The 13,420-nt window shown below is 30.6% G+C and carries 20 protein-coding genes; 5 read left to right on the top strand and 15 right to left on the bottom strand.

From position 1 onward, the window contains the following. Positions 1–2: 2 nt before the first annotated feature. The 14 genes from rplE to rpsJ all read right to left on the bottom strand — a co-directional run bounded on the left by rplE (position 3) and on the right by rpsJ (position 7,047). A complete protein-coding gene (gene rplE / locus ACJA22_RS02055) occupies positions 3–548 on the bottom strand; it encodes a 50S ribosomal protein L5 (RefSeq protein ID WP_406617480.1) in 546 nt (181 codons plus the stop codon). 2 nt (positions 549–550) lie between these two features. Continuing rightward, complete coding sequence (rplX, locus tag ACJA22_RS02050; protein WP_406617479.1) at positions 551–880, bottom strand: 50S ribosomal protein L24; 330 nt, start codon at positions 878–880, stop codon at positions 551–553. Positions 881–892: 12 nt separating this feature from the next. Beyond that, positions 893–1,261, bottom strand: coding sequence for a 50S ribosomal protein L14 (rplN, locus tag ACJA22_RS02045; RefSeq protein ID WP_406617478.1), 369 nt, complete (start codon positions 1,259–1,261; stop codon positions 893–895). Beyond that, positions 1,261–1,527 (bottom strand): 30S ribosomal protein S17, encoded by a 267-nt coding sequence (gene rpsQ / locus ACJA22_RS02040; RefSeq protein WP_406617477.1) that lies wholly within the window; start codon positions 1,525–1,527, stop codon positions 1,261–1,263. The genes rplN and rpsQ overlap by 1 nt, the downstream gene beginning before the upstream one ends. Then, a complete protein-coding gene (gene rpmC / locus ACJA22_RS02035; RefSeq protein WP_406617476.1) occupies positions 1,527–1,733 on the bottom strand; it encodes a 50S ribosomal protein L29 in 207 nt (68 codons plus the stop codon). Before rpmC ends, rpsQ begins: the two co-directional genes overlap by 1 nt. Next, positions 1,733–2,158 carry a 50S ribosomal protein L16 gene (rplP, locus tag ACJA22_RS02030; protein ID WP_406617475.1) on the bottom strand — a complete coding sequence of 142 codons (426 nt, stop codon included), beginning with the start codon at positions 2,156–2,158 and terminating at the stop codon, positions 1,733–1,735. The genes rpmC and rplP overlap by 1 nt, the downstream gene beginning before the upstream one ends. Next, complete coding sequence (gene rpsC, locus ACJA22_RS02025) at positions 2,136–2,810, bottom strand: 30S ribosomal protein S3 (protein ID WP_406617474.1); 675 nt, start codon at positions 2,808–2,810, stop codon at positions 2,136–2,138. The genes rplP and rpsC overlap by 23 nt, the downstream gene beginning before the upstream one ends. Position 2,811: 1 nt before the next feature. Beyond that, positions 2,812–3,153 carry a 50S ribosomal protein L22 gene (rplV, locus tag ACJA22_RS02020; RefSeq protein ID WP_406617473.1) on the bottom strand — a complete coding sequence of 114 codons (342 nt, stop codon included), beginning with the start codon at positions 3,151–3,153 and terminating at the stop codon, positions 2,812–2,814. Positions 3,154–3,155: 2 nt separating this feature from the next. Then, positions 3,156–3,431, bottom strand: a complete 276-nt coding sequence (rpsS, locus tag ACJA22_RS02015; RefSeq protein WP_406617472.1) for a 30S ribosomal protein S19 — start codon at positions 3,429–3,431, stop codon at positions 3,156–3,158. Beyond that, positions 3,431–4,276: a 50S ribosomal protein L2 gene (gene rplB, locus ACJA22_RS02010; RefSeq protein WP_406617470.1), complete on the bottom strand. Its 846-nt coding sequence runs from the start codon at positions 4,274–4,276 to the stop codon at positions 3,431–3,433. Before rplB ends, rpsS begins: the two co-directional genes overlap by 1 nt. Positions 4,277–4,343: 67 nt before the next feature. Continuing rightward, positions 4,344–4,829, bottom strand: a complete 486-nt coding sequence (gene rplW / locus ACJA22_RS02005; RefSeq protein ID WP_406617468.1) for a 50S ribosomal protein L23 — start codon at positions 4,827–4,829, stop codon at positions 4,344–4,346. Beyond that, positions 4,829–5,872: a 50S ribosomal protein L4 gene (gene rplD, locus ACJA22_RS02000; protein WP_406617467.1), complete on the bottom strand. Its 1,044-nt coding sequence runs from the start codon at positions 5,870–5,872 to the stop codon at positions 4,829–4,831. Before rplD ends, rplW begins: the two co-directional genes overlap by 1 nt. Next, positions 5,872–6,681, bottom strand: coding sequence for a 50S ribosomal protein L3 (gene rplC / locus ACJA22_RS01995; protein WP_406617465.1), 810 nt, complete (start codon positions 6,679–6,681; stop codon positions 5,872–5,874). Before rplC ends, rplD begins: the two co-directional genes overlap by 1 nt. A gap of 60 nt (positions 6,682–6,741) precedes the next feature. Beyond that, positions 6,742–7,047, bottom strand: a complete 306-nt coding sequence (gene rpsJ, locus ACJA22_RS01990; RefSeq protein ID WP_406617464.1) for a 30S ribosomal protein S10 — start codon at positions 7,045–7,047, stop codon at positions 6,742–6,744. A 679-nt stretch (positions 7,048–7,726) separates the two neighbouring features. Between rpsJ and ACJA22_RS01985 the strand changes: the two genes are divergently transcribed. Continuing rightward, complete coding sequence (locus ACJA22_RS01985) at positions 7,727–8,002, top strand: HU family DNA-binding protein (protein WP_406617463.1); 276 nt, start codon at positions 7,727–7,729, stop codon at positions 8,000–8,002. Positions 8,003–8,023: 21 nt separating this feature from the next. Here ACJA22_RS01985 and recU read toward each other — a convergent pair whose 3' ends face one another. After that, positions 8,024–8,494 carry a Holliday junction resolvase RecU gene (recU, locus tag ACJA22_RS01980; RefSeq protein ID WP_406617462.1) on the bottom strand — a complete coding sequence of 157 codons (471 nt, stop codon included), beginning with the start codon at positions 8,492–8,494 and terminating at the stop codon, positions 8,024–8,026. A 159-nt stretch (positions 8,495–8,653) separates the two neighbouring features. Between recU and recA the strand changes: the two genes are divergently transcribed. The 4 genes from recA (at position 8,654) to ACJA22_RS01960 (ending at position 13,288) form a co-directional block, all read left to right on the top strand. Next, positions 8,654–9,646, top strand: a complete 993-nt coding sequence (gene recA, locus ACJA22_RS01975) for a recombinase RecA (RefSeq protein WP_406617461.1) — start codon at positions 8,654–8,656, stop codon at positions 9,644–9,646. Between the two features lie 316 nt (positions 9,647–9,962). Continuing rightward, positions 9,963–10,802 carry a TIGR00282 family metallophosphoesterase gene (locus ACJA22_RS01970; RefSeq protein WP_406617460.1) on the top strand — a complete coding sequence of 280 codons (840 nt, stop codon included), beginning with the start codon at positions 9,963–9,965 and terminating at the stop codon, positions 10,800–10,802. Positions 10,803–10,983: 181 nt separating this feature from the next. Next, entirely contained in the window at positions 10,984–11,835 is an 852-nt protein-coding gene (locus ACJA22_RS01965; protein ID WP_406617459.1) for an ABC transporter ATP-binding protein, read from the top strand. Positions 11,836–11,848: 13 nt separating this feature from the next. Beyond that, on the top strand, positions 11,849–13,288 hold the full coding sequence (locus ACJA22_RS01960) for an ABC transporter permease (RefSeq protein ID WP_406617458.1): 1,440 nt from the start codon (positions 11,849–11,851) through the stop codon (positions 13,286–13,288). Positions 13,289–13,420: the final 132 nt, after the last annotated feature.

Below are 13,420 nucleotides of genomic sequence, written 5' to 3'. Positions count from 1 at the left end.
AATTATTTTTCTCCTTTAGCAAATGGGATTCCAATTAATTCTAATAAACGTTTTGATTCTTTATCACTATTTGTTGATGTTATTAATTGAACATCAAGACCTTTGATTCTACGAATTTTATCGAATTCAATTTCAGGGAAGATAATTTCTTCTTTTACTCCTAATGAATAGTTTCCTCTACCATCAAATGCTTTAGGGTTTGCACCTCTAAAGTCACGAATACGAGGCATAGCAACATTAATTAATTTTTCTAAGAAATCTCACATACGATCTCTACGTAATGTTACTTTACCACCCATTGGCATACCTTCACGAAGTTTTCATGAAGCATTTGATTTTTTAGCACGAGTTTGGAATGGTTTTTGTCCAGAAATTAATGTAAGTTCATTAAGAACTTCTTCGATTGCTTTAGAGTTAGTTACTTCTTTACCAGCTGTCATATTAAGAATAATTTTTTCTAATCTTGGAACTTGCATTACTGATTTATAGTTAAATTCTTTCATTAATGCAGGAACAACTTCTTTATTGTATTTTTCTTTTAATCTCATAATTAGAATTCCTTCTTAGTTTTACGTAATATACGAACTTTTGATCCGTCTTTATTGATTTTGTATCCAAGTTTTGAGTATGATGCTGGAGCATTTTTTGTTGCTTTTTTAACTAAAATAGATAAGTTTGAAATATGAATTGGAGCTTCGTGTCTCTTAATTGATCCTTCTGAGTTACCTTGATTTGGTTTTACGTGTTTTGTTACTATGTTTACATCTTTAACAATAGCTGTGTTTGTGTTTAAGTCAGTTTTTACAATACGACCAGTTTTACCTTTGTGGGCACCGGCAATAATAATAACTTCATCATTTTTCTTAAATTTAATTTTCATATTTACCTCAAATTAAAGAACTTCTGGAGCTAATGAAACAATCTTTAAGTAACCTTTATCACGTAATTCACGAGCAACTGGACCGAACACACGAGTTCCTCTTAATGATTTATCATCTTTGATTAATACTACAGCGTTATCGTCGAAACGAATGTATGAACCGTTATCACGGTGAATACCATATGTTGTTCTAACAATAACCGCTTTAACTACTTGACCTTCTTTAACCATACCATTTGGAATAGCTTTTTTAACTGAACAAATAATAACATCACCAATATTTGCAGTTTTCTTACGAGAACCACCTAAAACTCTAATAACACCAACTTCTTTAGCACCTGAGTTATCTGCAACATTTAATTTAGATAATTCTAAAACCATTAGTTATTACCTTCGATTGCTTGTTGTTTGATTGATACTAAACGGAAGTGTTTTGTTTTAGATAATGGACGAGTTTCCATAATTGTTACGATGTCATTTACTTTAGCTAAGTTTTGTTCATCATGCACTGCGAATTTTTTAGCAACTCTATAACGTTTTGAGTATAAGTTATGTGAACGATAGCTTTCTACTTCAACGATAATAGTTTTATCACCACGTGCAGATGTAACACGACCTGTTAATGTTTTACGTGTATTTCTTTCCATTATTTAGCTCCTTTTGTTTCAGCTTCTTTTTCTTTTAATGCGGTCAAGCATTTAGCAATATCACGACGGATTAATTTAATCTTGTGACTTTGGTCTAATGTTCCTGTAGCATTTCTAAATCTTAAAGTTCATAATTCAGCTTTTAAATCTTGAATTAATTTTTGAAGTTCATCAACTGATTTTACTTTTATATCTTTGTAAAGCATTATTGTTGACCTCCTTCATTTTTAGCAACAATTCTTCAAGTAACTGGTAATTTGTGACCACCTAATCTTAAAGCTTCACGAGCAATTTCTTCGCTAACACCTGATACTTCAAACATCATTGTGTTAACTTTAACTGCACAATATCATTTATCTGGAGAACCTTTACCAGAACCCATACGAACACCGATAGGTTTAGATGTTTTTGCGAAATGAGGGAAGATTCTAATGAAAACTTGACCTTCACGACCCATTTTACGTGTGATAGCAATACGAGCTGATTCGATTTGACGAGCGTCTACTCATGCTGATGAGACTGCTTGCAAACCAAATTCACCAAATGCTACTGTATTACCTTTATATGCTTTTCTCTTATCATGAGGTACTGAGAAAGGCTTACGATATTTAGTTCTTTTTGGTTGAAGCATCTTTAGCACCTCCTTCTAAGATTTCACCTTTAGAGATTCAAACTTTAACACCGATAGCACCGTAGATTGTTCTAGCAGTTGCTGTAGCGTAATCTACATCTTGTCTAAGTGTGTGAAGTCTCATTTCTCCACGGTTGTAACCTTCAGCTCTAGCCATATCAACACCATTAAGACGACCAGAAACTTGGGTTTTAATACCTTTAGCTCCCGCTTTTAAAGCTTCGTTAATTACTTGTTTTTGAGCAATACGGAAACTTTCACGGTTTTCTAATCTTTGCGCGATAGCTTCAGCAGCTAATCTTGCATTAAGTTCAGGTTGTTTAAGAAGAACAACTTGTAAATTAATATCAATTTTTTTGTTTTTAAGGTATTTGTGTAAATCTAAAAGTAATTTATCTAAGTTAGCACCATTTTCACCTAACAATTTAGCAGGTTGTGCCGAATGTAAAATTACTGTAACTTTGCCAGCTTGGTTTCTTTTAATTTGTACTTGTCCAATTTGGTATTTTCTAACTAATTTATCGAAGAATTTGTAAATTTTAGCATCGGTTACTAAGTTGTCACCATATTCTTTCTTTTCAGCAAATCATACTGTATTGATATTTTTGGTAACACCATAACGGAAACCATTTGGATTAACTTTTTGTCCCATGTTATTCTCTTTCCTCTAAAGTAATTGATAAATTAGATGTTCTTTTGAAAATTGGATAAGCTCTACCTTGTGAGTGAGGTTGATATCTTTTAAGGGTTGGACCTTCATTAACTAAGACTTCTTTAACATATAACTTTGTAGCGTCCATTCCATGATTGTTTGTAGCGTTAGCAATCGCTGAATTTAACAATTTAATAAATAATTCTGATGATTTTTTGTTAGTGTTTTGAAGAATACCAAGAGCAACTCTAACGTCTTTGCCTCTGAATAAATCAGCAACTAAACGAGCTTTACGAGCTGAAACTCTTTGAATTTTAACATGTGCTTTTGCTTGTTGAGCCATGATTATTTCTTACCTTTATCTGCGCCATGACCAGAATATGTTCTAGTAGGTACAAATTCACCTAATTTATGACCAACCATATCATCAGTTACATATACATCGATAAATTGACGACCATTGTGTACTTGGAATGTTAAACCTATAAAACTTGGAAAGATTGTTGAACGTCTTGATCATGTTTTAATAGGTTTTTTAGGAGCTTTACCTTCAACGATAGCGTCTACTTTTTTAAGTAAGCTTTCGTCAGCGAATGGTCCTTTTTTAAGACTACGAGACATTATTTAGCGTCCTTTCTTCTTCTTAAAATTAATTTGTTAGAAGATTTCTTAGTTTTTCTTGTTTTAACACCAAGAGCTTTTTTACCTCAAGGTGTAAGAGGGGCTTTACGTCCAACTGGTTGTTTACCTTCACCACCACCATGTGGGTGATCAATTGGGTTCATTACAGAACCACGAACTGTAGGGCGAACACCAAGATATCTATTTCTACCTGCTTTACCTAAGTCAACAAGTAAATGTTCTTCGTTACCAACTGAGCCAATTGTAGCACGACAACGGGCTAAGATTCTACGCATTTCGCCAGATTTAAGACGTAAAACAACATATTTACCATCTTCATCTTTACCTAAGATTTGAGCAGAAGTACCTGCTGATCTAGCGATAATACCACCACCACCTGGTTGCATTTCTACGTTGTGTACAAATGTACCTTCAGGGATGTTTGCTAATGGAAGGCAGTTACCAACAAGAATGTCAGCGTTGCTTCCTGAAATAACAGTTTGACCTACTGTAATACCTTCTGGTGCTAAAATATATCTTTTTTCACCATCTGCATATGCTAATAAACAAATGTTTGCTGATCTATTTGGATCGTATTCAATTGTTTTAACAATAGCAGGAATGTTATCTTTGTTACGTTTAAAGTCGATAATTCTGTAATATCTCTTTACACGTCCCCCTTGATGACGAACAGTGATTTTACCTTGGTTATTACGACCAGAGTTTTTCTTTAAAATCACCATTAATGATTTTTCAGGTGCGTGACCTGATAAATTTTTATTGTAATCAAGAGATGACATATTACGACGACCATTTGTAACTGGCTTGTAATGTTTAATTGCCATATCTTTTCTCCTTGCTTAAAAATAGTTGAGGAATTTTTCTTTTAAGCAAAATTAAATCCTCTTTTTATTAGTCTTTTTTAGGTTCTTTTTTAGGAACTACTTTTTTAGCTTCCTTTTTTTCTGTTTTAGCAGCTTCAACTTTTTGAGCTTTTTTGGCTGCTAATTTTTCAGCTACTTTGTTTTCTTTTTCAGCAGCTTTAGCTTTTTCTTCAGCTTTTGCTTTCTTACTTAATGCTTCTTTTTCTGCTTTGTTAGCGTCTTGAGCTTCTTGTTCTTGTGGGTAGTATTGAATTGAGTAACCTTGAGCTAATTTAACAATAGCTTTTTTATAACGGTTATCAAAACCTGAGAAACGACCTAATCTAGCAGGTTTTTTATCAACTTTAATTGTGTTAACACTTAAAACCTTAACTTTGAAAATAAATTCAACAGCTTTTTTAATTTGGTATTTGTTAGCAGCATAATCAACTTCGAATGTATAAACGTTTTGACTTAATAAGTCATTAGTTTTTTCAGTAATAATAGGTCTACGAATGATACGTGTTAATTCCATTATTTAACTCTCCCTTCGAAGTTTGCTAAACCTTCATTTGATAATACCAATACATCAGCTCAAATTAAGTTTTCAACTGAAACTGAATTTGGTTTTGAACAAATAACATTTGGTAAGTTGCTTAATGATTTGTAAAGTGTTTCATCTGTTGCAACAACTAAAATGTGTTTAAGGTTTTGGATTTTTAATGTTGTTAATTTAGCAACTGCTGCTTTGGTTGAAATTTTGTCTAATTTTAGATCATCAACAATAACAGCATTGTTTCTTGCTAATAAGGTTAAAGCTGAAATGAAGGCAGCCTTACGAACTTTCTTGTTAACTTTTAAGTTGTAATTACGTTCTGGTGTAGGACCAAATGCTCTACCACCACCAACTCAGATAGGTGATCTTGTTGAACCAGCACGAGCACGACCCGTTCCTTTTTGTCTTCATGGTTTTTTACCACCACCACTAACTTCAGCACGGCTTTTTACATCATGTGTACCTTGACGTAATGAAGCACGTTCTGCCATAATTGTGTCAAAAATAGCTTGTGAATAAATTTTTTCTGAAGCAAATAATGTTGGGTTTAATTTCTTTGTATCGAAATCAAGAACTACAACTTTTGCAAAACTTTCTTCTTTAACACCTCTAGCTTTAGCTGTATTTACTTTAACTTTTGATGTATTTGAAGAGTTAATTTTGGTACTTGTTCTTTTTGTTTTAGCAGCTTCTTGTTTAACTTGTTCAAGAGCTTCTTTAGCAGCTTTAGCAGCTTTAGCTTTTGCTTTTGCTTCTTCGGCAGCTAATTTAGCTTTTTCTTGCGCTAAATCATCAGCTGTTTTTTTCATAGCTCTTTTTGCTTTTGCTTCTTGAGCTTTTGTTTCAGCTTTAGTAGCTTTTTTAGGCACAGATACTTTTCCTATTGTAACTTCTACTTTAGCTGTTTTCTTTGTAGTTGTTTTCTTAGCAGTAGTTGATTTTGCTGTTGTAGAAGCTTTTTTAGCTGTTGCAGATTTTGTTGATGTTGTTTTAGAAGTTTTCTTTGTTTCTTGTTCAGCCATTATTTATCTCCTTCAGCTTTAGCAGCAGCTTCTTCTTCAGCTTTTGTAATAATAGGTTCAAGTTCTGCTGATGTCATTCCAGCTAATACTTCAATGTTGTATTTCTTAGCTTTTTCAACAAGTTCATTCATTTTAAGAACTTCTTTAACATCAACAAGCTTGATAGCTTCTTTAGCAGGTAAGCCTTTAACTGCTTCTTTAATAACTACAAATGAATTTTTAGCTCCAGGAATTGAACCTTTAACTAAAATGTAATTGTTTTGTACATCAACTTTAACAATTTCTAAGTTTTGTACAGTTGTTTTCACATTACCTAAGTGACCAGGCATAGTCATACCTTTGTAAACTCTGTTACCTGAAATATCACCAAGTGATCCAGTTTGTCTAATAGGTTGGCTACCACCACCACCACCGTGTGATTTAGGTCCTATGTGTTGGTTTCATCTTTTAATGGTACCAGCGAAACCTTTACCTTTTGATGTACCAGTAATATCAACAAGTTCACCAGCAGCAAAAATGCTTGCTTTAACTTCTTGACCTAATTCATAACCGTTCATGTTACGAATTTCTTTTGAGTATTGCTTAGGTGTTGTATTTGCTTTTGAGAATTGACCAGCATCTGGTTTGTTTGTTCTCTTAGCTTTCTTTTCACCAGTAGATAATTGAGTAGCTACATAGCCATTTTTTTCTACTGAAAGAACTTTTGTAACAACATTTGGTTTAACTTCAATAACTGTTACAGGAATTCTTTTACCGAATTCTGTATAGATTTGAGTCATCCCAACCTTACGTCCTAAGATTCCTTTCATATCTCATCTCCTTTTTTAAAAATTTATGATGACCATTGCTTGTTATTAACAAGATGGAATTTATTTTTCACTAACTTGAACTTCAACACCTGATGGTAAGTCAAGTCTTTTAATTTGATCGATTGTTTGAGCACTAGGGTTGTTCAAAACAATTAATCTTTGAAAAGTTCTACTTTCAAATTGTTCACGTGATTTTTTGTTAATGTGAACTGATCTCAAAATTGTAACAACTTCTCTTTTTGTTGGAAGAGGAATTGGACCACTAAATTCAGTTTTTGATTTTTCGGCAAGTTCAATAATTTTCTTTGCTCCAAAATCAACTAATGAGTGATCAAAACTTTTTACTTTGATATTTAATTTACTCATTGTTGCCTCCTTTGTTCATAATTGAACTTTACTCCGCAAAAATTTCTTAAAATGTCCTTGACAACGGATGGCATTTTAACAACCTCTTGCATCTACGTAAAATATTTACAATTACAATTATAGTGGAAAAGCATTTTTACGAAAGCAAAAAAATAAGTTTTTTTCGAATTTTTATAGCCGTCTTTTTTGTTATACTCAAAATATTATATATTTTGAACTTATACATTTTAGCACATAAAATCAGATATGCTTGGTTTTTAAGCTGTATTTGTGTTTTTTGTTCAAAAAAATACAATTTTTTATATATAGAAACACCAATAAGAGTTGTAAAAACTATATTCCTTGTTTTAGAATGCTTAAACCATGCAAAATAAGCCGGCAATTATATATATAATAAATAAGGTAATATAAATAATATAGTGTGCGCTAAATTTAAGCTAATTTGTATTGATTCTAACTCATTATTTTATGGCTCTATTGCTTTTTTAAATGTTTTTTGATGAAAATTGGGTCCAAAATCAGCTTTTTTATTAATTTTGAAGTCATTTTTAGTTATTCCCTTTTTGCTTTTTAGGCTATAACTATAGGCATATAAGAAAAAAATTTTATGTTTTTTATTTATTTTAATGTAAAATTATAGTAATATGTATTTACAGACAACAAAAAAGGAGAAATAGAAATGACTAAAAAAGAATTTATTAAGTCAGTTGCTGAAAGACTTGAAGTTCCAGTTAGAGTAGCAGATCAATTCTTTGACGCTTTTGTTTTCGTACTTAAAGAAGAATTAATTGCTGAAAACAAAGTTCAATTATCAAACTTAGGAATTTTTGAAACAAGAATTAGAAGAGGTCGTGAAACAATTAACCCATTTACAGGTGAAGATATTTCAGTTCCTGAAAAACGTATTGTTAAATTCACGCCATCTAAATACTTAAAAGAATTAGTTAATTTCTAATTTATATATATTAGATATATTTTATTCCAAAATAGTGAGAAAATCGATGATCCCTGGAAATGCCAGGGGCAAAAGTTCTCCTATTTTTTTAATTTCTTCATAAGTTATTGATTGTTTATGAATATAATCTTTAATTTGATCATATTTAACTAAGTAAAACTCGTTATATAGATTAAAAAAGATTATAAAGAAAGCTTCACCTCCATTTTTGCTAATCAACTTCAAATAATTAATTTGATGTTCTGGGATATTAGACCGTGGGAGATGATTTTCATTGGTTGTTTTTGCTTCAAAAGCAATAAACTTGCCTTTGAAGCAACCGGTGTAATCTACCGTTGATTTTTTGTATATAAAAGCTTTTTCCAAAAATAATTTATTATTTTGGAAATTGGTGCCTTGAAACTTAATAGGGAGCCCTTTCTTCTCGATATAAGCAATTTCATTTTCGTAATAATATAAAATAGTGTGGTTTATAATTTCTTCTAGTAACATTCCGCGATTTTTTCAGTTCATACAATCTTGTATTTACACAAGGTGAATAAAATTTAAAAAAAGGAAAAGATTGAGACTTTTCCTGGGTTTTTCCCAAATTTTTTCACATTTATTGAAAAAACGCCTATTTTTATCATCTTAATGTGAAAGGAAACTAAAATGAGTAAAAAAGAAAATAATACTTTAGTAATCGACACATTAAAAGAAATTACTAAGCGTTTTGGTGAAGAAGCAATTATGCTTTTTAATCAAGATAAAATTAATGAAAAAATTGAAACTTTTTCAACTGGTTCTTATTTATTAAATGAGGCATTAGGAGTTGGAGGCTATCCAAAAGGTAGAATTGTGGAAATATATGGACCTGAAAGTAGTGGTAAAACCACATTATGTTTACACGCTATTGCGGAAGTGCAAAAGAATAATGGTGTAGCAGCCTTTATAGATGCTGAACATGCAATTGATCCAAATTACGCACGTAATTTAGGAGTTGACTTAAATAACTTAATTTTAAGTCAACCTGATAGTGGTGAGCAAGCAATGGAAATTGTAGATATTCTAGCTAAATCAGGCGCAATTGATTTAATTGTTGTTGATAGCGTGGCTGCTTTAGTACCAATTGCTGAGCTTGAAGGTGATATGAAAGATCAGCAAATTGGTGTGCAAGCTAGATTGATGTCGAAGGCTTTAAGAAAAATTACAGCTAGCTTGAATAAAAATAAAACTACAATTATTTTTGTAAACCAAATTAGAGAAAAAATTGGCGTGATGTTTGGAAATCCAGAAACAACTACTGGTGGTAGAGCCTTAAAATTCTATTCATCAATTAGACTAGAAGTTAGAAAATCAACTTCGATAACTGATGGTAAAGAAATTACAGGTAATGAAGTTAAAATTAAGGTAGTTAAGAATAAAGTAGCTGCTCCATATAAATCATTTACTACTGAAATCTTATTTTCAAAAGGAATTGATTCAACTAGTGAGTTGATTGAATTAGCCTGTGAAAAAGGTGTTTTTGTCAAAAAAGGTGCATGATATTCATATGAAGATAAGAACATAGCGCAGGGTAAAAAGAGTTTGAAAGAGTTCTTACTTTCAAATGATGAGTTCAAAAAAGAAATTGAACAAAAAGTTCTTAATAATGTTAGCGAGTAAGCTAATTTTATTTTACTTTTTTGATTAAATTGAAATTTTTGGAGTGTGAATTTAAGTTAAAAATATAGCTGGCGATTATAAAATTATTGGTTTTTAAAAATCGTATAAATTATTAAAAAGCATTATTTTATAGTGGTTTTGGCAAATTATTCAAATGCAAAAACTTTCAGCATTTTTTGTGTGCTGGGATTTTCATTTTTAAAAATTGAATAATTTTGAAAAACTATTAAAGTATGATTTTTGTAATATAATAAATCTATTAAAAAACTTGTTTATTTTAGAATTATTTCTAAAATAGTAGAAAGATAACTTAATAATGGATAGTGTTAAAGAAACAGAAAATAAGGTTGAAAAAGAACTTACAATCTTGTTTTTAGGTGATGTTTTTGGTGAAAAAGGAGTTGAAATTATCACTGAATACATTCCTAAATTAAAACAAAAATATAATGTTGATGTTGTTATTGCTCAAAGTGAAAATGCTTCAGGAAGAAAAGGGTTGATCAGCAAAGATTACAATAAAATGAAAAAAGCTGGCGTAGATATTTTCACTTTAGGAAATCACGTTTGAGCTAAAGATGATATTTTTAATATCATTAATAATAAAGATTTAATTAGACCAGCAAATATTGATAGTTCATATCCAGGTCATGGTACTGAAATTTTTGAAATTAAACCAGGTGTTACTTTACGTGTAACTTCATTAATGGGAATTACTTTTAATAAATTATTAAAACCTTGAGGTCAAGAAACAGCAGATAACTTTTTTGATACAATTGATTCAATTATTGAATATCGCGAAAAAGCAGATTTTCACTTCATAGATTTCCATGCTGAAACTACTAGTGAAAAATATGTTTTAGGTTTATATCTTGACGGCAAAATTGATGCAATTTGTGGTACTCATACACACGTTCAAACTAATGATGCACACGTGCTTCAACATGGAACTTGTTATTTAACTGATGCTGGTATGTGTGGTCCATATGACTGTGCAATTGGGGCTAACTTTGAAGAAGTTTACCAACATATGAGATATAACTCAAAAGTAAAATTATGCCCTTCAATGAATGCTAGTCAATTAAATGGTGCTGTGATAAAATTGCACACTGATAAGAGCAAAAACTCAATTGAACTAATTAATATTAAACCGTACTAGTTTTTACCAAAACCATTGTTTTATAATTAAATAATAAAAAAATCATTGTTCTAATTTTCAAAGGAAATTAGGATTTTTATTTACTTAATATTAAGTTTTAATAATAAGCCTATTATTGAAATTTAAATATAATAGTGTAAAATTAGTATATAAATATAATTTGAATATAAAGGAAGTTTTAATGAAAGAGAAAGACAATTTAAAACAAGAAGGACATGTTAGTAAAATTGTTGATGAATTCTTAGCTAATTTAGAAGAGCATGAAAGTGAAACACAGTCATTTGAACCAATTACTACTAAAAGAGAATATCCTTTAGATAAATTAGTTTCAATTAATCATTTAGTGAAAGAATTTAAAGCTAAAGGTAAAAAATTTAAAGCAGTTAATGATTTAAATTTAGATATTTATAAAGGTCAAAATGTTGCGCTTTTAGGAAGTAATGGAGCCGGTAAAACGACAACAGTTGAAATGATTGTAGGTATTTCAAAACCAACTAGTGGATCAATTGAATTTTACTTTGACGATGGTGTTGTTTCAAGTTCAGCGGCTGCTAAAATTGGAATTCAGTTCCAAGATTCATCGTATCCACAAGGTTTAACGGTTGAAGATGTCATTAAATCAGTTAATAAAATTTATGGTAATATCACTTCTGAAGAAGAGTTAAAAAAGATTGAAAAAATCTTCGGGGTTAATGAATTTATTAATAATAAAGCTGCTTCTCTTAGTGGTGGTCAACATCAAAGATTGAACGCTTTATTAGCAATTATTAATAAACCAGAGTTATTGATCTTGGACGAATTAAGTACTGGACTTGATATTAAAATTAAATCGCGTTTAATGTATTTTTTGAAAGATTTTATTAAAGAAAGTAATAGTACTTTACTCTTAGTTTCGCATGATATCAATGAAATTCAAACACTAGCAGATAGAATTGTAATCATGAACTATGGTCAAATTGTTTATGATAGAACTAAAGAAGAAGCAATTAAAGAATATGGCTCGCTAGCAAAATGCTTAGATACATATATTTAAAAAGGAGGTTAAAATGAAAGATCAAATTCAATTTCCAGATGCTGTAATTCAAAATGAAAAAAAGCAGCAAAAAGAAAATAAAACAAATCGACCTCATCGTTCAAATAATTCATTCTTAGGTATATTAAGCATTATAAATAAGCACTTTTGGAAAGCTTTCGTTGGACCATTTTTCGCTTTTGGATACCCAATTGTCTTTACAATTATTCTAGGAACTATCTTCAATTATGAAATGGTTTTAGGAAGTACAATTAGTATTGGACCATTAGCTATTGCCTGTGTTTCATTGCCGACTGCGATTTTTGAATTTAAAAAATCGACCCTTTTAAAACGGATAGGGGCAACGAACGTTAAACCGATTACCTTCTTAATTTATACAGCAGTTTATTACTTCTTTATCATGTTAATTTCAGGTTTATGAACTATGTTAATTGCCTTAATTGTTTTTGGTAGATATTGAAATGTAGGTAGAGTTGAACAAACAGTTAATGGTATTAAAATTGGTGAAGCTTCAATTGATATTAACTTCCATATAAGCAGTTTAAAAAGTATTTTCGCTAGAATCGAATGATGAGGCTACTTATATAGCTTTGTAATTCTTACTTTTGTAAGTGTTGCTGTTGGTTTATTTATTGTAAGTTTTTCAAAGTCAATTCTTATGATACAAGCAATTGGTAGCTCATTATTAATTATTACAATGTTCTTAAGTGGTCAAGTCTTACCTCTCGCTCAAATTGCTAATGTTAAAAGTATGTGATATTTAGCTTATATAACTCCTTTTAAGAGCGTTATTATTCAAAACACGATGGCGTTCCAGGGTCAAGCAGAGCTTTCTACTATTTATAAAGTAAGCAACATTAGTACTACCATAACACTTAATGATGCTGCAAAACCATTATTAGCCGGTGCAAATGATACAACTATTAATGCTACAACCTCAACCATTTATACAATTGAAGATGTATCAAACTACATTAAAAGTGTTGGAAATTATGCTAAAGCAATTCAAGATTGTTTTTCTAAAGGTGACATTATTGGTGCTACAAAAATAGCTGGTTTAAAAGATACCTTAATCCAAGCACCAGATGCTTTAAAGAATTCTACAGATTTAGGTATTAAATTTAGTTCTTATAGCATCTTTAATGTAACTAAAGAATATCGTACAATAAATGCCTTAAATACAACTCCTCCAATTATCTTTGATTATTCTTCACTTCAACCTGCATTTGCTTCAACTAAAGCTGGTGAATTAATGACTAATGCTAAATTTGCTGATAACTTCAACATCTTTAACAATTCATTTGTTCAAGTAAGAGCAGGTAATTTAGATAAAAATTCAATCATTACAATTGGTTCAAAAACCGAAAACATTTTAAACTTTATCTTACCATTTGTTTGAATTGTTTCATTAATGTCTATAGCCCAAAAATCATTTACATGAAACACTAGATAATTTACTAAATATACTATAAAACAGATTAATAATTTCAAAATGGATATATTAGCGCATCAAGCTAATATATCTTTTTTTGCAACTTAAAAATCCTTAAGGCAAACAAAAAATCTAAAGCTTTTCGGGCTCTAG

Source organism: Mycoplasmopsis adleri, assembly GCF_045276205.1.
Taxonomy (GTDB): Bacteria; Bacillota_I; Bacilli_A; order Mycoplasmatales; family Metamycoplasmataceae; genus Mycoplasmopsis; species Mycoplasmopsis adleri.
This window is presented reverse-complemented; position numbering and strand designations above follow the sequence as displayed.